This is a genomic window from Acetitomaculum ruminis DSM 5522, from assembly GCF_900112085.1.
Classification (GTDB): domain Bacteria; phylum Bacillota; class Clostridia; order Lachnospirales; family Lachnospiraceae; genus Acetitomaculum; species Acetitomaculum ruminis.
Genome location: NZ_FOJY01000010.1, coordinates 26,243 through 49,557, shown reverse-complemented (window position 1 = coordinate 49,557; position 23,315 = coordinate 26,243). Strand labels below are relative to the sequence as shown.

At 34.5% G+C, this 23,315-nt stretch carries 20 protein-coding genes; all 20 read right to left on the bottom strand.

The window, feature by feature from the left end:
- Position 1 precedes the first annotated feature (1 nt).
- A complete protein-coding gene (rfbD, locus tag BM153_RS07870) occupies positions 2-850 on the bottom strand; it encodes a dTDP-4-dehydrorhamnose reductase (RefSeq protein ID WP_092872471.1) in 849 nt (282 codons plus the stop codon).
- A 2-nt stretch (positions 851-852) separates the two neighbouring features.
- Positions 853-1,116 (bottom strand): HPr family phosphocarrier protein, encoded by a 264-nt coding sequence (locus BM153_RS07865; RefSeq protein ID WP_092872469.1) that lies wholly within the window; start codon positions 1,114-1,116, stop codon positions 853-855.
- Positions 1,117-1,178: 62 nt separating this feature from the next.
- Positions 1,179-2,522: a CdaR family protein gene (locus BM153_RS07860; protein WP_092872467.1), complete on the bottom strand. Its 1,344-nt coding sequence runs from the start codon at positions 2,520-2,522 to the stop codon at positions 1,179-1,181.
- Complete coding sequence (gene cdaA / locus BM153_RS07855; protein ID WP_092872466.1) at positions 2,500-3,390, bottom strand: diadenylate cyclase CdaA; 891 nt, start codon at positions 3,388-3,390, stop codon at positions 2,500-2,502. The genes BM153_RS07860 and cdaA overlap by 23 nt, the downstream gene beginning before the upstream one ends.
- 14 nt (positions 3,391-3,404) lie before the next feature.
- Positions 3,405-4,421, bottom strand: coding sequence for a hypothetical protein (locus BM153_RS07850; RefSeq protein ID WP_092872464.1), 1,017 nt, complete (start codon positions 4,419-4,421; stop codon positions 3,405-3,407).
- A 50-nt stretch (positions 4,422-4,471) separates the two neighbouring features.
- Entirely contained in the window at positions 4,472-4,867 is a 396-nt protein-coding gene (locus BM153_RS07845; RefSeq protein WP_092872462.1) for a hypothetical protein, read from the bottom strand.
- Between the two features lie 176 nt (positions 4,868-5,043).
- Positions 5,044-5,454 carry a flagellar protein gene (locus tag BM153_RS07840; RefSeq protein WP_092872460.1) on the bottom strand — a complete coding sequence of 137 codons (411 nt, stop codon included), beginning with the start codon at positions 5,452-5,454 and terminating at the stop codon, positions 5,044-5,046.
- A 16-nt stretch (positions 5,455-5,470) separates the two neighbouring features.
- Positions 5,471-6,151 carry a ComF family protein gene (locus tag BM153_RS07835; protein WP_278278332.1) on the bottom strand — a complete coding sequence of 227 codons (681 nt, stop codon included), beginning with the start codon at positions 6,149-6,151 and terminating at the stop codon, positions 5,471-5,473.
- A gap of 86 nt (positions 6,152-6,237) precedes the next feature.
- Positions 6,238-8,481 (bottom strand): SF1B family DNA helicase RecD2, encoded by a 2,244-nt coding sequence (gene recD2 / locus BM153_RS07830; protein WP_092872456.1) that lies wholly within the window; start codon positions 8,479-8,481, stop codon positions 6,238-6,240.
- On the bottom strand, positions 8,471-8,812 hold the full coding sequence (locus tag BM153_RS07825) for a rod-binding protein (RefSeq protein ID WP_092872454.1): 342 nt from the start codon (positions 8,810-8,812) through the stop codon (positions 8,471-8,473). The genes recD2 and BM153_RS07825 overlap by 11 nt, the downstream gene beginning before the upstream one ends.
- An 11-nt stretch (positions 8,813-8,823) precedes the next feature.
- Positions 8,824-9,639: a flagellar hook-basal body protein gene (locus BM153_RS07820; RefSeq protein ID WP_092872452.1), complete on the bottom strand. Its 816-nt coding sequence runs from the start codon at positions 9,637-9,639 to the stop codon at positions 8,824-8,826.
- A gap of 83 nt (positions 9,640-9,722) precedes the next feature.
- The gene (locus BM153_RS07815) at positions 9,723-10,538 is read right to left on the bottom strand and encodes a flagellar hook-basal body protein (RefSeq protein WP_092872450.1); all 816 of its coding nucleotides are present in this window, start codon (positions 10,536-10,538) and stop codon (positions 9,723-9,725) included.
- A gap of 43 nt (positions 10,539-10,581) precedes the next feature.
- Entirely contained in the window at positions 10,582-11,586 is a 1,005-nt protein-coding gene (mreB, locus tag BM153_RS07810; RefSeq protein ID WP_092872448.1) for a rod shape-determining protein, read from the bottom strand.
- Between the two features lie 630 nt (positions 11,587-12,216).
- Positions 12,217-12,798: a histidine phosphatase family protein gene (locus tag BM153_RS07805; protein ID WP_092872446.1), complete on the bottom strand. Its 582-nt coding sequence runs from the start codon at positions 12,796-12,798 to the stop codon at positions 12,217-12,219.
- Complete coding sequence (gene uvrA, locus BM153_RS07800) at positions 12,799-15,651, bottom strand: excinuclease ABC subunit UvrA (RefSeq protein ID WP_092872444.1); 2,853 nt, start codon at positions 15,649-15,651, stop codon at positions 12,799-12,801.
- A 33-nt stretch (positions 15,652-15,684) separates the two neighbouring features.
- Positions 15,685-17,691: an excinuclease ABC subunit UvrB gene (gene uvrB, locus BM153_RS07795; protein ID WP_092872442.1), complete on the bottom strand. Its 2,007-nt coding sequence runs from the start codon at positions 17,689-17,691 to the stop codon at positions 15,685-15,687.
- A gap of 186 nt (positions 17,692-17,877) precedes the next feature.
- Complete coding sequence (locus tag BM153_RS07790; RefSeq protein WP_092872440.1) at positions 17,878-19,200, bottom strand: sensor histidine kinase; 1,323 nt, start codon at positions 19,198-19,200, stop codon at positions 17,878-17,880.
- Between the two features lie 8 nt (positions 19,201-19,208).
- Complete coding sequence (locus BM153_RS07785; RefSeq protein WP_092872438.1) at positions 19,209-19,931, bottom strand: response regulator transcription factor; 723 nt, start codon at positions 19,929-19,931, stop codon at positions 19,209-19,211.
- A gap of 174 nt (positions 19,932-20,105) precedes the next feature.
- Positions 20,106-20,636 carry a UBA domain-containing protein gene (locus tag BM153_RS07780; protein ID WP_092872436.1) on the bottom strand — a complete coding sequence of 177 codons (531 nt, stop codon included), beginning with the start codon at positions 20,634-20,636 and terminating at the stop codon, positions 20,106-20,108.
- 117 nt (positions 20,637-20,753) lie between these two features.
- Positions 20,754-23,135, bottom strand: coding sequence for a hybrid sensor histidine kinase/response regulator (locus tag BM153_RS07775; RefSeq protein WP_092872434.1), 2,382 nt, complete (start codon positions 23,133-23,135; stop codon positions 20,754-20,756).
- Between the last annotated feature and the right edge of the window lie 180 nt (positions 23,136-23,315).

Here is a 23,315-nt window from a genome sequence, read left to right as displayed (position 1 = left end):
ACTAATTTTCCTCTAAATACTCTTTTATTGCATCTTTCCAATGTGCATAGGTGTGATTGGTTGTAAGTTTAAACATATAATTTTCCAAAACTGAATACTCCGGACGCTTTACCGGTGATGGGTATTGGTCTGAGGTTATATGATTAACTTTTGTATTTTTTGATTTTAATCTAAATATTTCTTGTGTAAATTCTGCCCAGTTACAGCTTCCTTCACAGGTACCATGAAATGTTCCATAATTATCCGTGTCAATAAGGGCTGCTATTGAAAGAGCCAGTTCTTTAGCACTGGTAGGTGAACCTGTCTGGTCACATACTACACTTACTTCATCATGGCTTTCACTAAGCTTAAGCATGGTTTTTACAAAGTTTTTTCCATCTCCATAAAGCCATGCGGTTCTGACTATAAAATGTTTTTTTGCAAATTCTTTTACAAAATTCTCCCCTGCAAGCTTGGTTTTTCCATACATTCCCTGAGGATTTACCTGGTCAAATTCTGTATAGGGATTACTTCTTAATTTTCCATCAAAAACATAATCCGTTGAAACATGCATAAGTTTTGCATCAACCTCAGTAGCAGCAATGCTTAAATTTCTAGGGCCCAAAGCATTTGCCTTATAAGCTGCATCTATTTCTGTTTCACAGGCATCAACGGCTGTAAAGGCAGCACAATTTATAATAACATCAGGTTTTTCACTCTTTATTCTTTCCATAACTTCATCTATATTGGAAATATCAAGATCACCCATATCTGTATTTACCAGCTGGTAATCGGTATTTTGTGAATATAAGTTGTTGATAGCCTTTCCTAACTGACCGTTACAGCCTGTAATAAATAATTTTTTTGCCATTTTTATTCTCCTAATCCGTTTTCAACTAAGTTTATAATGGTTTCTAAAGCCTTTTCTTCATCTTCTCCTTCACAAACCAGTTCAATCTCATCCCCGCTTTTTACACAAGCTCCCAATACACTTAAAACACTTTTTGCATTGGCATGATAGGTTTTATGAATAAATGAAATTTTGGATTTAAATTCCTGGGATTTTTCACACAACATCCCTGCCGGCCTTAAGTGCAATCCTGTGGGATTTTTTACTATTACCTTCTGACTAACCATTTTTCTCTCCTCTTTCCGCTTTTCCCCAAATAAGCAGTTAAATACTTTCTTATTAACTTTTATCAACCAGTGCTTGTTTTACTGTCACTCTCAGTCTTGTTTTCACTGTTTTGAGTAGTGTCTTTTTTTTCGGTGGAAGTTTTATCATCGCTTTCTGTGTCTGAATTTTCTGTTGCCTTTGATAACACTATGGTAGTGGTTATGGGACTGGTTTTTATATCATCCGGACACTCAAAGTTTATTTCCACCTCGTAAGTTCCTTCTTCTTTAAATTCAGAAAGATCCACACTGGCTTTAATATCATCAGAATTTACCACTAAAACATCATCGTTGTTTATCTGTAACACAACATTAATGTTATCTGATGAAAATTCAGCATGTAAAGAGCTGTCTAAATTTTTTAACTGGATATCTTTTGTGGCCAAAGATACTCTGGCGGTTCGTTTTGATTTTATCTCAACCGTAACTGCAACATTACTGCTTTCCATGTCTGAAATAGTCGCTCCGGCAGGAAGATATTGAGTAAGATCAATAACCGTGGTTACATCATCCGTGGCAGATGAAAGATCAATGGCATCGGAAGGTATTACTATCTCTTTCAGTTCTTTCATAACATCTGCCGTACCACTTATCTCAACCATGCTTGGTTCCAGTGTAACATCACCGACTTCATATCCGTCTAATATATTGGAAGAAGGTGTATATGATATTTTCACCTTTTTATTTTCCAGTATTTCCACCAAGGTATGTACTGTGGAAACATCAAAACTTATATTTTCACTGTTAATCTGATTTCCTGCGGCATCTAATGCATAAGGTGTAAGCTGATAATCAAGACTTGAGGAAGCTCCACTTACTTCAATGTCAATAACAACTTTTGATATGGTATCTACAACTGATTCTGCACCTGATACCGTCAGGGTATTAGGAGAAAGGGTAATATCACCAACTCCATATCCTGTTTCTACAGTTCCTACTACATTAGTATTAACAGGAAACTGCTTTTTTTCCAGTTCTTCTATATTTACTTTGAGATTATTGGTTTTTTGCGTAATTTCTGATATCTGCTTGGCATATCTGGTGGCCGTGACATTAATGGGAACGATATTCAATGAAAGATTTATCTCGCTCATATCCGCACTGGCATAAAAATCACTATAGGAAAGAGAATCCAATACGCTCCTTTTAGCCTTTACCACAATAGTTACATAATTACTTTCATCAAGTACTTCATATACTTCACCATTTTCCGTAATGGTTTCACTGTTTAAAATCTCTACAGGAATATTTGCAAAGGTTCTTGTAGAAACGGGATCGTTTAAATTTAATACAATAAGCCAAAGAAGTATAGCAGATGCAACTGATAATATTTTTAAGCCTATGTTATTTGTCAGTTTTTTCAGCATTCCATGACCTTCCTTTCAATATCATACGCTTTTTTCTTCTATTTTCATCAACTACTCTGCTTTGAAAGCTTGAAAGCTTAGCTTTTAATGATTCCATGTCAATTTTTCCATATAAAATCCCGTCTTCTGCTATGGAAACCATACCGGTCTCTTCTGAAACCACAATCGTTATGGAATCGCTGACTTCGCTGACTCCTAAAGCTGCCCTATGTCTTGTTCCCAGTGACTTGCTGATTTCAAGATTGTCTGACAAAGGCAGATAACAGGTAGCAGAAACAATTCTGTCTTCTCTGACTATAATGGCTCCGTCATGTAAAGGTGTATTATGCTCAAAGATATTAAGCAATAACTGGCTTGATATGGCTGAATCAATTTCTATTCCGGTTCTAACGAATTCATCTAGCTGTGTATCCTTTTCGACAACTATCAAGGCACCTGTTTTAACTTTGGCCATTTCAAAAACTGCCTTTGCTATCTCATTTTTTGTCTTGTCAGAAAATCTTTTTTCTCCCAGTTTAATAGTATCTATGTTAAAAATAGAGGTAATAAAATTTTTCCTTCCCAATCTTTCAAGGGCCTGTCTTAACTCTGGCTGAAAAACCACCACTATAGCTATAATACCTACATTTAAGGTCTTTTCCCCCAGCCATAGAATGGTCTCCATCTTAAATAAAGCTGCAATAGAAATAAATACAACTACAACTCCAATTCCCTTTAAAAGATTCCATGCTCTGGTTTTTTTTACAAAAAGAAGAACCTGATATAAAAGAAATGATATAATCAATATTTCAATTACGTCTGTAACTGTTACCTTTGGAAGTGCAAGCAGGTTGCCTACACGCATTATAAGGTTTTCGAGATTCCCCATTTATTTCCTTCCTTTTAATTTTTATAATGTTCATCCATTGCCTGTCTGATAATTTCTTCGTACTCTTTGTTTTCATCGAAATCTGCTATTTCTCCCGCAGATTTTTCCCTGGAATTAATGGTTTTTACTTTCTTATCAGGAGCTGCAAGTTTCTTCTTTGAAACTGCTTTTACATAATAGTAGTAATTGTCATCTTCAAATTCTACATGCTCAACTCTAGAATAGTCTCCCGAATAATTAAAAAATAAAACCGCAAATCCTAAAATCAATGCTGAAATATTGCCTATGGCAAGAGATACAATATCTATGTCAACATTTACCAGTACCCCTCCAAGTAAAGGGCCTATTAAAAGAACAAGAATACCTGCAACTATGGCTATGGTCCATGCATTGTCAAGAAAGCTTTTCCTGATAAGATATACAATAAGTGTGCATAACACAAAAGTTATCATCATTACAAGCATTGTCTTATTTTCAAAAATCTGGTTAGCGATATAACCTATCTTTTCAATCATTGAGTCATCATGAACATTCTGGATAGTGGTGGCATTTTTAGAAATGTAATTTAAAACATAATAAATTATCACTCCGCTCCCTACCGGAAGAATGCTTAGACTACTGCCTAAAAGTCCCATTATTACAGGTACCGCCATTCCTATCTTTATATTCATAAGTACAACGGTTAAAACTGCCACATAGAGCTCTTTTCTGTTAAATCTTGCACATACTAACCATAATAAAAGTATTAAAAGAGCCGGAACAATGGCAATCTCCTTTGAAAAAGCGATAAGGTTTACTATAACCAGTCCGTAAAGAGTTAAAGCCATGAAATCCTGGGGAAGAAAAGCGCAAATAAATGCAAAAAACAGTGCCACTATTATATTATTTACCTTTTCAAAATATCCAAGATTCATATTAATAAGCATTAATGCCGCAAATGTAAGTATAAATTTAAAAATCGGCACTAAAATAAATTTGTACTTGGCATAAAAATCATTGACGTATGTCTTAAAAATCAAGCTTGATTCCAATAAACGCCCCTCCATTCGAATAATTTGTGTTAGTCATTTCCAGACTACAACTATTCCTTTGCTTTATAGCTGTCAGCAAGTTTTTTCAGACATTTTTGATATCTTGATGACATTCTTGTAGCTTCCTGATATCTGTCAGATGCAATTTTGTAAGTTACAATCTCACAAACAATAAGAAACAGAAAATAGAGCATAATAACAGCTATACCGCCTCCTGTTATAAGGGATATATCAAAATTATCAAATATATACTCCATTTTACAAAGGAAAAATAGAAGAAGCGCAATGCCAAAGGCAAAAACAGAAAAAATGAAGGTAAATATCATGTTCAATCCTATATAATCTCTTCGCCTGTATTCACAAACAGCAAGACTTTCTTTTCCTTCTTTGTTTTGTTCAATAGCCTCCATGGAAACCATAAGTCTCACCTTGTTTTTGTTTATCATTACACCCTCCGTAAGATGCACTTTTTTAAGTACATTAATATTTAATCATTTGGATTATATTATATCATAACAATAAGTTAAATAAAAGTAATATAAGCCACAACCATAAATATTATATCATCTATTTACAGCTGTAGCTTATATTTTTAATCATTTTTATAAAGAAAAATGAATTTTTATCTATTTAAGAATCTCATGGCATCTCTTGTAGATGTCATCTTCTTTCTGTCCTTCTTTGGTGCATCCGGTTTTGCAATTGCAGCATTAAGACCATTTTTCATTTCATCCTTACAGTTTTTACAATATCTTCCTGTAAGAATCTTAGCACCACAGTTTTCACATTCCAAAGCAACCGGCGAATCTTTATCAAAGGATAATCTTTCTTCTCTGACCCACTGCTTAATCTGGTTTACAGATACATCACATTCTTCTGCGATTACTGCCAATTCGGATTTAGGTTTCTTCCTAATGTAATCTCTTACTTCGTGAAATTTATCTTCTAATTGTTTAATGCAGGCCGGGCATAATCTCGGACCACTTACATAGTTAAATAATTTTCCACAGGTTTTACAATTTTTTACTTCCATAATAGTTACCTCCATTTTATATGTTACCAATACAGATTGATAAACAAAATATCTTCTTTATTCCAAATTTTTTTAGTGCCTGGGATGCTTCATCCATAGTTGCACCGGTAGTGTATATGTCATCTAGCAAAAGTACCCTGGTATAATAACATGCTTCATCATATACCTCAAATGCTGATTTCATATTTTTTCTGCGTTCCAGATAATTTAACTCTTTTTGAGCAATAGTTTTTTTATTTCTGAACAGTAAGTCATTTCTGACAGGAATCGACAGTTTCTTTCCCAGCCCAAAAGCGATTTTTTCTGTCTGGTTAAAACCTCGTTTTCTTCGTCTGTCTTCATGAACAGGGATAGGTATAATAACATCTACCCTTAAGCTTTCTATCCACCTGCCATACAAATTCATTACTTCATATATATAGAAATCGGCAAAAAATCTCTGATTTTTATACTTATATTTATATATTGATTCTCTGACGGCCCCCTTATAGGTAAAAACAGCCTTTTGCTGAATAAATTCGTGATTATATTTTTTACAATCACTACAATACTCTTCATCTGAAGAAATTAATTGTTTACCGCATTTTTTGCAAACCGGTTCTTCAACATATTCAATTTCTCTTTTGCAGTTTTTACACACATAAAGTTCATTTTCCAAAACTTTTCCACACATGGTACAGGTTTTGGGGAATAAAATGTTCTTTAAAATTTCACAACTTCCTTTCTATCCTAACAAATGATTCTTTATAATCTGACAAATTTTTCTAAAACATTAATAAATAATCAATTAAAATTTTCTATTGATTTTATCTCTGTTATTCTATCCTTTAAACCGCTGTATCTATGTTTTTCACTGACATTATCTACCATGTCGTAAAAAACATTTTCATCTCCCACTAAAATTACACAGCGTTTTGCCCTGGTTATGGCAGTATAAATCAAATTTCTGTTCATAAGCATCCTGGGTCCGTTTAATAATGGTATAATTACCGCCGGATACTCACTTCCCTGGGATTTGTGAATAGTTATAGCATAAGCATGTTCTATTTCATTAAGGTTTTTAAAACTATAGGATACTTCTTTTTTATCATCAAACTCTATAAGCATCTCTCCTGCGAATTCGTTGATTTCCTTTATAATTCCCATATCACCGTTAAAAATCCCCATGCCTGATTCCACCGGGATATTGTATTTACCTTTTATCTCCCACTCCAGCTGATAATTATTTTTTATCTGCATCACCTTATCACCTTCTCTGAAGATTTTACCGTTATATTCTTTTTGTTTTTTATTATCTTCAAGAGGATTAAGGTATTCTTGCAAGACCTGGTTTAATCTGTCCACTCCCAAAACACCCTTTCTCATAGGGGATAATATCTGTATGTCAAAGGGCTCTGCCTCTACATATTTTGGCAATTTGTTTAGTAAAAGCTGAAGCATTACACTTATTATTACATCGGCATTGTATCTTTTTAAGAAAAAGAAATCCTTGCTTTTATTATCAAGAACTATTTCCTCTGACTCGTTTATTTTATGAGCATTTATGACAATATCACTTTCCATCGCCTGTCTGAATATCTTTTTTAAGGTAATTACTTTAAAGGCTTTTGAAGCAATTAAATCTTTTAGTACGCTTCCAGGACCCACAGAAGGAAGCTGGTTTGCATCTCCTGTAAATATCAGCCTTGTGCCTTTGGCTGTTGCCTTTAAAATTGCATTCATAAGGGGAATATCCACCATGGACATCTCATCTATTATTATTACATCTGCCTCTATCGGATATTCTTCATTCCTGCCAAAATTCTCCCTGCTGGCATTGTCTTCTATTCCTCCTGATAATTCCAGCATTCTGTGTATGGTTTTTGCCTCTTTTTTCGTGGCTTCATTCATTCTTTTAGCTGCCCTGCCTGTAGGTGCCGCCAAAACTATATCAAGGCTCATTCTTTCAAAGCAACCTATTATGGTATTTATAGTGGTGGTTTTTCCTGTTCCAGGGCCGCCGGTTATTATTAATACCTCGTAGGAAAATGCCGCCTCAACTGCTGCAAGTTGATCCTCGTCAAGGACAATATCTGACTCTTTTTGTGCATATTCTATTATCTTTTTCATCTGCTTTTTGTCTATGTCATAATTGGCATTTAAAGCCAGCAAATTGGAAGCTATGGCCTGTTCCATGTGATAATATTTTGAAAGAAATACTGCCTGGTCTTCATCAAATGTTTTTATTATTACTTTTCTGTCTATGGCAAGGTCCATTATGCATCTTTCTATTTCTTCCCCCAAAACCCCCAATATTTCCTCAGCCTTTGAGACAAGTAGTGTTTTTGGTAAACAGGTATGTCCATCCAGACTTGCCAAAGATAAGGTATATATCAATCCGCTTCTTATCCTGTAATCTGAGTCTGTTTTTATGCCTGATTTTTTAGCAATTTCATCTACCGTCCTAAAACCCACACCTGATATGTCATCAGCTATTTTATAAGGGTTTTCTTTTATTATTTTGTATATGCCATCCTGGTATTTGTCGTAGATTTTTGTAGCAAGATTCATGGATATGCCATATTCTCCCAAAAAAATCATGGCTCTTCTTAATCCGAAACGCTCACAAAACTGACTTGAGATATCTGCCGCCATTCTGTTACTGATTCCCTTAACTTTTGCCAGACACTCCGGTTCTTCTTCTAAGATTCTTAAGGTATCTTCCTTAAATTTATCCACTATTCTTTTGGCAAGAGTGGGCCCGATGCCTTTTACAGCTCCTGAGCCTAAGTATTTCAAAAGGGCTGTTTCAGTGGCGGGTACTGCAATTTCATAAGAATCCATTCTAAACTGATCACCATATATCTGATGCTTTATGTATTCTCCTTTTGCAATAATATACTCTCCCTCACTGATATAGGAAAAACAGCCGACCAATGTCGACTGTTCATCATTATCATCTAAAATTTTACAAACAGTATATCCGTTCTCATCATTTCTGAAAACTATATGTTCTATATATCCACTTATTGAATTATTATACGTCATAATTTCTTTTCATTTGCTGATAAAGGGTCTGTGCCAGTCCAAGACTGTTTTGTTTTGCTGCAAGGTTTGAGTATTCTTTAATCAGACTATCCTTTGAATAGTCATACAGTGATGATGCATATGTGGAAGTTTCTTCACTTCTTGGAATACTTTTTTCCATTTCTTTAAAAATCTGCTCCAAAAAATAAGCTTCAAACCCTCTGCATGCACCCATTAGCTCATCGTCTTTAGACTTTGACAAATCCTTTGATAAAGTGTTTGACAAAGAAGTATTGGAGGCGTTTTCTATAGTGTTTGTTACATTACCTAATAAACTGCTTATTGAGTCCATTTAAATACCTCCTATCTTCTAAGATTATTTGCTGTATTTAACATATCATCTGCTGCCTGAATAGCTTTTGAGTTCATCTCATAAGCTCTTTGGGCAACTATAAGATTTACCATTTCGTCAGCTACCTGAACATTGGAATTTTCGAGATAGCCCTGTTTTATGGAACTTATAATAAGTCCCGGTGTTGTAGCTTCGTTCATGGCTTCTCCCGAAGCATCTGTTACTTCATATATAGTTCCCGGTAATTTCTTTAATCCTGCCGGATTACTAAACTGGAAAAGACCGATTTGTATATTTAAATCTGTAATACTGCCATCATTATTTTTCAGATAAAATGAACCGTCCCTGTCAGCAACCAATGCGCTGGATTTCATATCTGCCGGAAAACTTATTATATTTCCCTGAGTGTCAAGTACAGGATGTCCATCTGAATCGGTAAGAAGCATCCCCTGATTTCCCACTGCAAGTCCAAAGTTTCCATTTCTGGTATAATAAGTTTCTCCATTCTCGCCTCTTATTGCAAAGAATCCTCTTCCTTCAATAGCAAATGCAGTATCATTTTCTGAGTCGATTAAAGAACCCTGGGTAAAATAGGATGTTATGGACGCAGTCCTTGAGCCTAACCCCACCTGGGCATCAATTGGCTTTCTGGCGCCGTTTGCAGTAGTAGTTGGCGATTGTATGGTTTGATATAAAAGTGATTTAAACTCTGCTTTTTCTGTTTTATATCCTACTGTATTAACATTAGCTATATTATTTGATATTGTATCTACATTTGTCTGCTGTGAAATCATTCCTGATGCTGCAGACCAAAGTGCTCTCATCATAAATACCACCTCCTGGCTTTGAATAAAAAGAATTATTCAAGGCTTAACTATTTCAACTTACTTTTCATATTATCATCTTGTTATTATAATGCTCCAACTGAATTAACAGCTTTATCAAGGGTCTCGTCAATGGTGGTTATTACCTTTTGATTTGTTTCATAGGCTCTTGTAAGCTGAATCATATCTACCATTTCAGAAACAACATTAATATTTGATCTTTCCAGATTTCCCTGATCAATTCTGGCATTGGAATCGATAACTGTAGCACCTGCCACCGGCTGATACATATTTTCTCCGTATTTTTCCAGATAATTATAATCAGCAAAATCTATAAGTCCAATAGTTCCAACAAGATTTCCATTTTGATAAATTTCTCCCGATGATTCTATGGTTGTATCTAAAGCCGTATCAAGACGAATAGCCCCTTGTGGAATGCCATTTACAACATTTCCATTAGAAGAAAGCGCTGCATCACGGTTTAGTACGAAATCACCGTCTTTTGTAACCAAATAACCTTCTTTTGTAAGTGTGAACGCACCGTCACGGGTGTATTTAATTGATGACTGTCCTGCTTTGTTTGTAAAGGACACAGCAAAAAATCCATTTCCATCTATAGCTAAATCATAGGTATTGTCCGTAACTTCATAAGCTCCCTGAGAATAATCTCTATAGGTCTGACCTATCTTTGTTCCCAGACTGATATCTCCAATACCTTTAGCCAGATTATAATCAGATGAATCCTTTATCTTAACGGCAAGAACCTCATCAAAAGCAATTTGAGTGGTTCCCTCCTTTTTAAAACCTGTAGTATCTGCATTAGCCAGATTATTGGTTAATACATCCATTTTTTTCATCTGATAAATCATTCCGGTGTATGCTGTATATAGTCCCTTTACCATATGCCGTTCTCCCTTTAAATCAAAGACTTGTTAAAATCTGTTTTTATTTTCTTTCTTCATGGGCTCCGCCGCCGAATAAGAATTCAACGCACTTACCTGTTCCAATTGCAACACAAGTCATAGGATCATCAGCTGTTATGGTATTAATACCTGTTTTTGATTCTATTAATTCTTCCAAACCTCTAAGTAAAGCTCCACCACCGGTTAGAACAATTCCTCTGTCTGCAACATCTGCTGCAAGTTCCGGAGGTGTTTTTTCCAATACACTATGAACAGATTCAACAATCTGTAATGTGGATTCTCTTAAAGCTTCCTCTGTCTCTTCTGAACTAACAGTAACAGTTTTCGGAAGTCCTGTGACAAGATTACGTCCTCTTACATCTAATGTATCGGCTTCTGCGCGTGGAAAACAAGACCCAATTTTAATTTTAATATTTTCTGCGGTTCTTTCACCTATAAGGAGATTATGTTTTTTACGCATATAACGAACTATAGCCTCATCAAAATCGTCTCCTGCTATCTTTATAGAGGTGCTGACTACTGTACCTCCAAGAGATATAACTGCAATATCTGTAGTACCTCCACCTATATCTACAATCATATTTCCACAAGGTTTTACTATATCAATACCTGCTCCTATGGCAGCTGCTATAGGCTCTTCTATAATCATTACCTCTCTGGCTCCTGCCTGGTAGGTAGCATCCTCAACTGCTTTCTTTTCTACTTCAGTAACTCCACTTGGTACGCATACACTGATACGCGGCTTTCTAAAGCTTCTTTTTCCTACTGCTTTTTGAATAAAATGTCTTAACATTTTTTCAGTAACAGTATAGTCAGAAATAACTCCCTGACGAAGTGGTCTTACCGCTACTATATTTCCCGGAGTTCTACCAAGCATAAGTCTTGCTTCTTCTCCAATAGCTCTTATCTTATTCGTGTCTCTGTCAAAGGCTACTACTGAGGGTTCTTTTAATACTACGCCCTTGCCTTTTATATAAACTAAAATACTCGCTGTACCTAAATCGATTCCAATATCCGGTGCTAACATTTTGTTCCCCTTTCTGGACACCGGGAATAATATATTTCCCGTTTCTTCTTATTATGTATTTTATTTTTTCCAATTGATAAAAAGCCTGTTTTTTGTCGGGCTTTTCAGGTCAATTAGCTTTTTTAGACCTGCTTTTTTATATAAATCTTCATAAAGAGTCTATAATACATAATTATATACAAATCTTAAATAATTTTAAAGTTTTTTTTAATCTTTATCAAAAATGATTATGTCTTTGCCACATTTCCCTGATTTTTTGTTACTTGTGCAGATTTGGCACCTTATCAGGTTCATTCTGTACTTTTTATATTTTTTTTATTTTTTCGACATATTTATATCATTATTACCATTTATATTGTAGGAGTACTAGCTAGCAAGCTAATATAGTTTTTCATAACTCAGCAAGTTAGGCACGTAGGTGTCTAGCTTGCACTCCCCAAAGATTATCCGCGTAAGCGGTTTTTTTTTGTATAAAAATCATTTTTTACGAAGTAACTTACTTACCGATAATCCTATATAATTTAGTGATATAAAATTAAATTATCCGGGGATCCTTACTTTATTTTGCTCACTTAGTTTATACTTATAATAAATGCTCTAAACTTATGGCCTAAGTTTAGAGCATTTTTGTTACTTTTCTTTGTAAGATTTTAAGAAGTCATGCTTTCCCTTTTTAGATGAATAAACCCTTATTTCACAATTTTTTGGCTTTGGACGCCATTTTATTTTATTTTTTTTATCTTCCAGATATCCGCATAAGGCTCTTATTATCCCGCCATGGCAAACGACTAGAACATTGTCATATTCCTTTTTTTCCAGTTCTTTTAAAAAAGAATGACTTCTTTTAACCATGGAAGAAACCGTCTCAACAGTATCCGGAGCAGGAAATATTTCAGGTAATGCCCAATATAAAGTCATGGCTACTCCCATTTTATGATAATTTTTCAAATCATATTTTCCAAAGTCCGTCTCAATAATCCTGTCATCTACAATGATATCCTTTATATCTACATTTCCAATAATGGAAGCTGTAAGGAGTGCTCTTTTTAAAGGACTGGCATAAACTGCATCAAACTTTATATCTCCTATAAGTTTTCTGGCTTTTTTAGCCTGGTTTATGCCGGTTTCATTTAAAGGTTCATCCACCCTTCCCTGCATAAGTTCTTTCTTATTCAGATTGGTTTGTCCGTGTCTGCATATCCAGATTTTCAATTATTTTCTACCTGCCTTTTTTAAAATCTTATCTATAAAGTATCCTGTATAGGACTTTTTAACTTTAGAAACTTCTTCCGGAGTACCCTTTGCTATTACACATCCTCCACCGTCACCGCCTTCAGGTCCCATGTCTATAATGTAGTCGGCATTTTTTATAACATCAAGATTGTGTTCTATTACTACTACGGTATTTCCCTGTTGGGTAAGTCTTTGTAGTATGGTTACAAGTTTGTTTACATCATCAAAATGTAAGCCGGTAGTAGGCTCATCCAGAATGTAAATTGTATTTCCGGTACTTCTTTTACTTAACTCGCTGGCCAACTTAATTCTTTGGGCTTCACCACCTGAAAGCTGGGTGGAAGGCTGCCCTAATTTTATGTAGGAAAGTCCTACATCGTAAAGAGTCTGTATCTTTCTATGTAACAGCGGAACATTTTCAAAGAATTTCAAAGCTTCTTCCACTGTCATGTCAAGGACATCATAAATGCTTTTACCCTTGTATTTTACTTCTAAGGTCTCCCTGTTATAGCGTTTTCCATGGCATACCTCACAAGGAACATATACATCAGGCAAAAAATGCATTTCTATCTTTATAATACCGTCTCCACTGCAGGCCTCACATCGTCCACCCTTCACATTAAAACTAAATCTTCCTTTTCCGTATCCTCTTGATTTTGCATCAACTGTCTGGGCAAAGAGATTTCTAATGGTATCAAACACTCCGGTGTAAGTAGCAGGATTGGAACGGGGAGTTCTTCCAATAGGTGACTGGTCTATGTTTATTACTTTGTCAAGCTGTTCTATTCCTTCTATTTCTTTGTGATTTCCCGGTATATATCTTGACCTGTTAAGTTTTTTAGCTAAAGATTTATACAATATTTCATTAATTAAAGAGCTTTTTCCAGAGCCGGAAACCCCTGTTACACAGGTAAAAACCTTTAAAGGAATATCCACATCTATATCTTTAAGATTATTTTCCTTAGCACCTTTTATTTTTAACCATCCATTAGGAATTCTTCTTGTTTCAGGAATAGGTACAAAGAGTTTTCCACTTAAATAAGCACCTGTAATGGAATCAGGATTTTCCATGATTTCATAAGCAGTTCCCTGAGCCACTAGTTTTCCACCATGAGAACCTGCTCCCGGGCCTATATCTATAATATTGTCCGCTGCAAACATGGTATCTTCATCATGTTCCACCACAATAAGGGTATTTCCCAAATCCTTAAGGGATTTTAAGGTATTTAAAAGCTTTTCATTATCCCTTTGGTGAAGGCCTATACTTGGTTCGTCGAGAATATATACCACTCCCACAAGACCTGATCCAATCTGGGTTGCAAGTCTTATACGCTGGGCTTCTCCTCCTGATAGGGTTCCTGTGGCTCTTGAAAGAGAAAGATAATCCAGTCCCACATCCAAAAGGAATTTTATTCTGGCTTTTATTTCTTTTAAAATTTGTTCACCGATAAAAAGCTGCTGTTTAGTAAGCTTTAAATCATTCAAAAATTCATAGAGATTATTAACAGATAATTCTGTCATTTCATAAATATTTTTATCCGCTATTGTAACAGCCAGAGACTCTTTTTTTAAACGCTGTCCGTTACAGCATTTACAAGGAGTAATTCGCATATAAGTCTCATACTCCTGCTTAGTGGCATCAGAAGCAGTTTCCCTGTATCTTCTGTTGACATTTGCAATAAGCCCCTCAAAGGCTATGTCATATACTCCCTGGCCTCTCTGTCCCTTATAATGTACCTCAACTTTTTTTCCGTTTGTTCCATAGATAAGTATGTCATGAATATCCTTTGGATAATCCTTAAAAGGAGTTTCAAGACTAAAACCATATTCATCAGACAAGGCTTTCAAAGTACTATAGGTATAGCTTTTTTTATCATTACAAGACTGCCATCCAAGAACAACAATGCAGCCCTCCATAATACTTAAGGATTTGTCCGGAATCATAAGATCTTCATCAAATTCCATCTTATAACCTAAGCCATAACACTCAGGGCAAGCCCCGAAGGGATTATTAAAGGAAAAGCTTCTTGGTTCTACTTCGTCAATGCTTATACCACAGTCATTGCAGGCAAAATTTTGACTAAAGTTTATAGCTTCTTTTCCTATGACATCCACAATAGCCATGCCGCCTGATAATTTCAAGGCATTTTCCAAAGAATCCGTAAGACGCTTTTCCAGGCCTTCTTTTATAACAAGTCTGTCTATTACTATCTCAATATTATGTTTTTTGTTTTTATCCAGAGTTATTTCTTCACTTAGTTCATACATGTCCCCATCTGCCATGACTCTGACATAACCACTTTTTTTCGCCTGTTCTAAAAGCTTAACATGGGTACCTTTTCTTCCTCTGACAACAGGAGATAAAACCTGAATTTTGGTCCTTTCGGGAAGTGCCATAACCTGGTCTACCATTTCATCAACTGTCTGCTTTTTAATTTCTTTTTTGCATTTTGGACAATGGGGTATACCGATTCTTGCATATAAAAGTCTTAAATAATCATAGATTTCAGTAACTGTCCCTACTGTAGATCGGGGATTTCTGTTTGTGGACTTCTGGTCAATGGAAACCGCCGGCGAAAGACCTTCTATTTTTTCAACATCCGGTTTTTCCATTCTTCCAAGAAACATTCTGGCGTAGGAAGAAAGGGATTCCATATATCTTCTTTGGCCTTCTGCATAAACCGTGTCAAAAGCCAAAGAAGACTTTCCGGAACCGCTAAGACCTGTCAGCACAACAAATTCATCCCTTGGTATATCCACATCTATATTTTTAAGATTATGCTCTTTTGCCCCTTTTATTTTTATAAATCTTCTTTTATCTCTTTCTATCATTTTCTCTTTCCTGTCAAATAATCTGAATATTTTTTATTTTTCCTTTTCACAATCCAAAAGATTTTTCTTAAGTTCTATCATCTTATCCCTAAGCATAGCGGCATTTTCAAAATCCAGATTAGCTGCTGCTTTTTTCATCTGTTTTTCAATGTCTTTAATCAATTTCTTAAGTTCGTCTGCATCCATACTTTCAGGATCCTTTTTAAATTTGTATTCCTCTTTTGCAACTTTTTTGGAGATACTAATTAAATCCCTTACGGATTTTTTAATGGTGGTCGGTGTGATACCATGAGCATCATTATAGGCTTTTTGAAGCTTCCTACGGCGTTTGGTTTCATCAATGGCTGCTTTCATGGAGTCAGTAATTGTATCGGCATACATGATAACATGCCCTTCACTGTTTCTTGCAGCTCTTCCAACTGTCTGTATAAGTGAAGTCTCGGAACGAAGAAATCCTTCTTTATCAGCATCCAAAATAATAACCAGGGTAATTTCCGGAATATCAAGACCTTCTCTAAGTAAATTTATACCCACCAATACATCAAAAACATCCAGTCGCATATCCCTTATTATCTCGGCTCTTTCAAGGGTATCTATATCAGAATGCAGATATTTTACCCTGATTCCTGCCTCTGTCAGGTAATCCGTTAAATCTTCTGCCATTTTTTTGGTAAGAGTGGTTATAAGTATTTTATTGTGTTTTGCTGTTTCTTTATTTATCTCCCCTAAAAGGTCATCAATCTGTCCTTTTACAGGTCTTACATCTATATCCGGATCCAGTAAACCTGTAGGGCGAATAATCTGCTCGGCTCTTAAAAGCTCATGTTCTTTTTCGTATTTTGAAGGAGTTGCGGAAACAAAAAGCATCTGGTCGATTTTTCCTTCAAATTCTTCAAAATTCAAAGGTCTGTTATCAAGAGCCGAAGGAAGCCTGAAACCAAAATCTACCAGAGTAGTTTTTCTGGAGCGGTCACCGGCATACATTCCCCCTACCTGAGGGATTGTTATGTGGGATTCATCCACTATAATAAGAAAATCATCCGGAAAATAGTCGATAAGAGTAGCAGGCGGCTGGCCTTTTTTCATACCGGTAAGATGTCTGGAGTAATTTTCTATTCCGGAGCAAAAGCCGGTTTCCTTAAGCATTTCCATATCAAAGTTTGTGCGTTCTGCAATTCTTTGAGCCTCAATTAATTTATCCTCTGATTTAAAAAATCTAACCTGTTCCTCCATCTCTTTTTCTATTTCTACTACTGCCTTGTTTATCTTTTCCTGTTCTACAACATAGTGGGAGGCAGGGAATATGGCAACATGGGTTAAAAGACATTTAATCTCCCCTGTAAGTACATCAATCTGGGTTATTTTTTCGATTTCATCTCCGAAAAATTCTATTCTGTAGGCAGTTTCAGAATAATTGGCAGGAATAATCTCCACAACATCTCCCCTTACTCTGAAGGTTCCACGAGAAAAATCCATATCACTTCTGGTATATTGAATGTCTACCAGTTTTTTTATAACATCATCTCTGTCAATAATCATGCCGGGACGAAGTGATACCATCATTTTTTCGTAGTCTATAGGTGAACCTAGGCCATAAATACAAGAAACACTGGAAATAATGATAACATCTTTTCTTTCTATAAGGGAAGCCGTGGCTGAAAGCCTTAATTTATCTATTTCTTCGTTAATGGAAGAATCCTTTGCAATGTAAGTATCAGTAGAGGGTACATAGGCTTCCGGCTGATAATAATCATAATAAGAGACAAAGTATTCAACTGCATTTTCAGGGAAAAACTCTTTAAATTCCGAATAAAGCTGACCTGCCAGAGTTTTATTATGAGAAATAATAAGTGTAGGCTTTTGAATCTGCTCTATAATATTAGCCATAGTAAAGGTCTTTCCGGAACCTGTAACCCCCAAAAGAGTCTGAAACTGATTTCCTTCTTTAAACCCCCTTACCAGTTCTTCAATAGCTCTTGGCTGGTCCCCTGTAGGTTTATAAGAAGAATGAAGTTTAAACTTTTTATCTTCAAACTGCAAAACAAATACCTCCTGTATATATAAGCTGACTCAAAGAATGAAATTTTCATAATTGTCTGTATTATTTAAAAATAACCCTTTCCCAATTAAGAAAGGGTTTAACAGTTAAATGTATGTTCGTCTGACAAAACAATGATATCATATTGATTAAGCAAAGTCAAACATCAGTTTGCTTTTATAACATCATTAAAAAACTATTTTTATTCTTGTTCCAAGTCCTTCTCTTGAAAGAATTTCAAAATGTCCTTTATGCTTGTCAATTATCCATTTTGCAATGGAAAGTCCCAGTCCCGTTCCGGAATAATTTCTTGCTTCATCAGACCTGAAAAATCTTTCAAACATGTGCTCCACATCATTTTCTGCCATACCGATTCCGGAATCCTGAACCATTATATAGGTGTTATTTTCCTCGTCATTTCCCAAGGCAAATATAATTTCGTCACCTTTATTTGTATATTTGGCAGCATTATCCGTAAGTATTCTTACCGCCTGCTTAAGCATGGTAGGGTCGGCTTTTATTGTATATTCCTCCTTTGGCTTAAAATAATGATAAATATGTTCCTCATCAATAAGAACCGATTCTTCATATATTTCTTCCATCAGATTATTTAAAGACATTTCTTCAAAATTAAGCCTGTTTCTTCCGCTATCTCCCCTTGCCAGAAATAACAGCTGCTCAACTAAAGTTTTCATATGCTTAGATTCATGCTTTATGGCATTTATAGACTCATCAAGAACACTTTCATCCTCTTTGCCCCACCTGTCAAGCATATTTACATAACCTTCGATAACGGCTATAGGAGTTCTAAGCTCGTGAGAAGCATCATTTACAAATCTCGCCTGCTGCTTGTAGCTGTCTCTCATTCTAATAAGAAGATTGTTCATAGCTGCCTCTATTCCTTCTAAATCTTCATCATGAAATGATATTTCATCTGAATCTGTCGGCTTAATATTTGCAATTGCCTCCTCAATTTTCTGGTATTTTTCATCTGAAAAAGTAAGTTTTGATATTTCATCAATTTTTAATGCCATTTCATTTATAGGTTTAAGAATATTTCTGATTTTTTTGCCTTCTTTGTTAAATCCCAAAAGAGCCAGAATAAGCTGTATTATAAAAATACCTAAAACCACTGATGCCAGAAAAAAGACCGGATAATACAGGTAAGTTGCATAGATTATTTTTCCCTTAAAATCCTTTACATAATATACCAGATTAGAAATTGAAAATTCTTTTGAATTATCAGTCTTTTTAAAGCTCTTAACATCAATACTTTCAAGGGGATTATCATATTCTTTTACGGATTTTTCAACCAGAACAACCCCCCTTTTTAAATTATCAAAACCCCCCTTGTTTTTCATTAATTCCTGGTTGGCAAGCCATAAGCCCAAAATAATAAAGAAAAACAGTATATCTGTAAAAAGATACATAAAAAATCTTTTAAATGCCCAATGCCTGTGCAGTCTGCCAACAATGGAGCGCATTTTTTTATCTCCGCTTTTATTAGTCATAATCTTTCCTAACTTCCTGATTTGATAACATAACCCACACCTCTTACGGTGTGAATCATTTTTACACCAAAAGTTTCATCTATCTTGCTTCTTAAAAACCTTATATACACATCCACAACATTGGTTTCGCCAATATAGTCGTAGCCACAGACCTTTTCTAAAAGAGTATCTCTTGACAAAACAATATCCATATTTTCAAGAAGGGTTTTTAACATCATAAATTCCCTATTGGTAAGTGTGATTTCCTGGCCGTCAAATTTTACTTCGTGTTTTTTTTCGTTTAAAACCAGTTTATCCCATAAAAGTTCCCCATCATCTTTAGCAGTTTCTTCTATTTTATTAGTATTATGTAATTTTCCATAGAGTTTTAAAACAACTCTTATTCTTGCCAATAATTCTTCTATGGCAAAGGGTTTTGTAATATAATCTGCTGCCCCTGCGTCAAGACCTGTAACCTTGTCCATAACCGCATCCCTGGCAGTTAAAAGGATAACCGGTGGCAGGCTTCCTTCAGGCTTATCATGCTGGACGCGTCTTAAAACCTCTAATCCATTTAATCCGGGAAGCATTATATCAAGAAGAATAAGATCATAATCATTTTCCATTATCAAAGAATATGCACTTCTCCCGTCAAAAGTCTTGGTTACGATATAGGATTCGTGCATAAGCTCCAGTTCTATAAATCTTGCAAGTTTTTCCTCATCTTCTACTATTAAAATATGATATTGCATTTTACACTCCTTTATTATTTTATGTCTTTCTTCTTTCTTTTTTTAAGATAATAAAGAAAAAACATCCCTTATAGTTTCTTAAGATATCTTTTTCTATCTTAAAAAGCAAGCCTATAAGGGATATTTTAACCTTCATCCGGTACTTAACAGATATTTTTTTCAAAAATTTCTAAATTAAAGTTTGTTGTATTCGTCTTTAACTTTGTCAGCTATATCATTAGCCTTTCCCATTACTTCATTAACCTTTTCAAGATCTTCCTTTCCCACAAATGAATAGTGGCAGTCAAAGAATAATGAAATAACCATGATTAAAAATATTAAGTGCCATCCAAATAACAAAGCTACTGCAAAAAGCCAAACCGGCACTTTAAGAATTTCTTCTCCATGACGGGTAACTTCAAGAAAGTTTTCCTTACCAAATTTACATATTTTTCTAAATAATCTTCCCATTTTACATCCTACACCTTCACTTGCTCTTCTGTTTTGATATTCGATTTTTTCTTTAACATCCCAGTATTCGTCATGTTTATTAAAGTCTGTGGTGTAGCTTTCTTTTTTAGGGCCTTTGGCTTTTCCTTCCTTTTCAAGAAAAACCATGGCATCTAAAATATCCCAATTGCATTGTTCCAAAGCTGCCTTAGCTTCTTCATAGGTTACATTTGCTCTTTCTCTTAATTTTTCAACTTTTTCAAACTGTTCCATCATACATACCTCTTTCTTTTTTAAAATTTTGTTTTCGTGTTGTTGATGGATATATAATAGCAATGCTTTCTAAAAGCATCTTTTAAGGAAGATTAAAATCAGATTAAAAAACAAATTTTTTTAAAGATGTTTTTTTAACTTTTCCAAAAGCTTATTAATGTCTATTGGTTTTCCCAAATGATCATTCATACCGGCTTTAATACATTTTTCCACATCTTTATCATATGCATCTGCTGTCATGGCAATTATTGGAATATTTTTAATATCTTTTCTTTTAAAATATCTGATGGCCTTAGTGGCCTCAAATCCGTTCATTACAGGCATCCTAAGATCCATTAAAACCAAATCATAGTAGCCTTCTTTGGAATTTTCCAAAATTTCCACACCCTCTTTTCCATTATTGGCAGAAGTAACATGCATACCGTTTTTTTTCAGCATAATTGTGGCAATTTCAGCATTAATAGGATTGTCTTCACATAAAAGTATTCTTTTTCCAAAAAGTATTTTTACTCTATTATCAACTTTTGATTCTTTATGAGCTTCAATGGTTTTTGAGGATATTTTCATAGGATACTCAATTGTAAACTTCGTTCCCTTTTCTAATTTGCTTTCTACTTTTATAGAACCTTTTTGTAGCTGTACAAGTTTTTTTACAATGGAAAGACCTAGACCGGATCCACCTATAGTAGCGGTTTTCCCGGTTCTTTCCTGGGTATAAGGTTCAAATATATTTGGCAAAAATTCCTTTGAAATACCCACGCCATTATCTATGATTTCTATGTGGCTTTTTAACATATCCCTCTCTTTTTCATAAAAAAACCTAAAGATTATTTTTCCACCATCCTCTGTAAATTTAACGGAATTGGACAAAACATTCAAGATGATTTTTTCAAATCTTAAAACATCTAAAATCACACAGTTTTCCTCAAATTTTTCATTATGTTCAAAAACAAATTCAATATTTTTTGACTCCATCTGAGGCATAATGGTATTGATTATTCCATCAAGCACCTCTTTTAAATCGGCATCAACAGGCTTAAAATCTTCTGTTCCCCTTTCTATCTTTGAAAAATCCAAAGTATCATTAATAAGCCTTAAAAGATTTTCTCCAGATCTTTTTATTTTCACTATATAATCCTTTAAAACATCTGGATTCTCCTCCTCTAAAGCAAGCTGGGTATAACCGATGATTCCATTTAAAGGAGTTCTCATGTCATGACTGACATTGGAAATAAAATCCGTTTTCATCTGTGTAGCCTTTTTAGCCTGACTTAGAGCGTTTTTTAATTCTTCCTCATGTTTTTTTTCTTCTATAAAAGCTGAAGTAATATCAGAACCGATAATTAATAAAATATTTCGTTTTTTATCAAGATAACTGTATTGTATCTGTTTTTTAAACAATTGTCCGTCTTTAATAATGGTAAAGGTAAATAAATATTTTCCAAATTTATTTAAATGTTCTGTTACTTTTTCAACACTAATTTCTTTTTTGACTCTGATTGCATCTTCAGAAACCGGTTCAAAATACTCCAAACATTTATTTATATCTTCTCCTTGTAAAACATCTTCCTTTACAACCTCTTCAAAATCCTTGCTTTTTATTTTGTATTCCAAAGTAGAGGATACACAGTCAAGGATTGCTACATAATCAAATGCTTCGTTAGAAATGTGTTTTAAAATATTATCCGTTATTTTCTTGTCATTTGTATCCTCAATATAGATATATGCACTTACTTCATCATTAAAGACTTTTCTTTGAAGATTTATGAAAATAGTCACCCATCTTATCATTTTATTGGCATTTTCTATGTGAAAATTAAATAACACCTCCGTTTGACCGGATTCAAATTTCCTTAAAAGATATTCTTCACATAATACTCTTTTGGCAACTTCTGTTTCATCCTTGTAATAAATCATGTTTCGAATACTTTCTAAAAATTCCGTAACTGAAGTGGTTTTAATATTATCTTCAAGATACTTATTTGAAAAATGACCTTCTTCACATTCATTCTTAGTAAGATTAAGGCAATATTTTAACATGGAGCTTGGATTTATATCCATACTGGTTAAAATATTGTTCAATTTAAAATTCTTTTTTATTTCAGAAGTAATATTTACACTAAAACCGTAGGACATTGAAGGATTTCCATCCATATCCAAAACGGTGTAATAGGTAACTCTCTTGCAGATTCTTTCACCTACAAGCTCCTTATTAAGCCAGAGAACCCTGCTTGTCATTTCCTTGCCTTCAAAAATATCATCATACAGCTCCAAAAAAGCTTCTCTGGAATCTTTATCAATATAGTCTAAAATGGAATAGGGTACATCTTCTATTATTTTACCCATATGTAAAACTTCGTTAGCACTACAATAGTCGAAATCGTCTATATAAATAGTAAAATAATGAGGATCATATCTCCAGGTGACAATACCACTTTTTTCTGCAATCAGTTCAAAAAATTTACCCTTTATCTCTTGATTTCTTAACAATGTTTTCATCATACATCATCCTTGTTTTTATCCCTTTTTAACAATTAACCCATCTATTTTCTTCTTATACATCAAAAGTTCTATCCAATAACATAATTCATTCTACCTCCTATTAAATTTGTAATAATATTCTTTTTTTGCCTTAAAAAAATTCATTCTTTTTTATTATATCATATTTATTTATAGTTAATA

Bases quoted from the DNA above. Each gene is read 5' to 3' on its own strand.
- rfbD (WP_092872471.1), bottom strand. From the start codon at position 850: ATGGCAAAAAAATTATTTATTACAGGCTGTAACGGTCAGTTAGGAAAG.
- BM153_RS07865 (WP_092872469.1), bottom strand. From the start codon at position 1,116: ATGGTTAGTCAGAAGGTAATAGTAAAAAATCCCACAGGATTGCACTTA.
- BM153_RS07860 (WP_092872467.1), bottom strand. From the start codon at position 2,522: ATGCTGAAAAAACTGACAAATAACATAGGCTTAAAAATATTATCAGTT.
- cdaA (WP_092872466.1), bottom strand. From the start codon at position 3,390: ATGGGGAATCTCGAAAACCTTATAATGCGTGTAGGCAACCTGCTTGCA.
- BM153_RS07845 (WP_092872462.1), bottom strand. From the start codon at position 4,867: ATGATAAACAAAAACAAGGTGAGACTTATGGTTTCCATGGAGGCTATT.
- BM153_RS07840 (WP_092872460.1), bottom strand. From the start codon at position 5,454: ATGGAAGTAAAAAATTGTAAAACCTGTGGAAAATTATTTAACTATGTA.
- recD2 (WP_092872456.1), bottom strand. From the start codon at position 8,481: ATGACGTATAATAATTCAATAAGTGGATATATAGAACATATAGTTTTC.
- BM153_RS07825 (WP_092872454.1), bottom strand. From the start codon at position 8,812: ATGGACTCAATAAGCAGTTTATTAGGTAATGTAACAAACACTATAGAA.
- BM153_RS07820 (WP_092872452.1), bottom strand. From the start codon at position 9,639: ATGATGAGAGCACTTTGGTCTGCAGCATCAGGAATGATTTCACAGCAG.
- BM153_RS07815 (WP_092872450.1), bottom strand. From the start codon at position 10,538: ATGGTAAAGGGACTATATACAGCATACACCGGAATGATTTATCAGATG.
- mreB (WP_092872448.1), bottom strand. From the start codon at position 11,586: ATGTTAGCACCGGATATTGGAATCGATTTAGGTACAGCGAGTATTTTA.
- uvrA (WP_092872444.1), bottom strand. From the start codon at position 15,651: ATGATAGAAAGAGATAAAAGAAGATTTATAAAAATAAAAGGGGCAAAA.
- BM153_RS07790 (WP_092872440.1), bottom strand. From the start codon at position 19,200: ATGACTAATAAAAGCGGAGATAAAAAAATGCGCTCCATTGTTGGCAGA.
- BM153_RS07785 (WP_092872438.1), bottom strand. From the start codon at position 19,931: ATGCAATATCATATTTTAATAGTAGAAGATGAGGAAAAACTTGCAAGA.
- BM153_RS07780 (WP_092872436.1), bottom strand. From the start codon at position 20,636: ATGATGGAACAGTTTGAAAAAGTTGAAAAATTAAGAGAAAGAGCAAAT.
- BM153_RS07775 (WP_092872434.1), bottom strand. From the start codon at position 23,135: ATGATGAAAACATTGTTAAGAAATCAAGAGATAAAGGGTAAATTTTTT.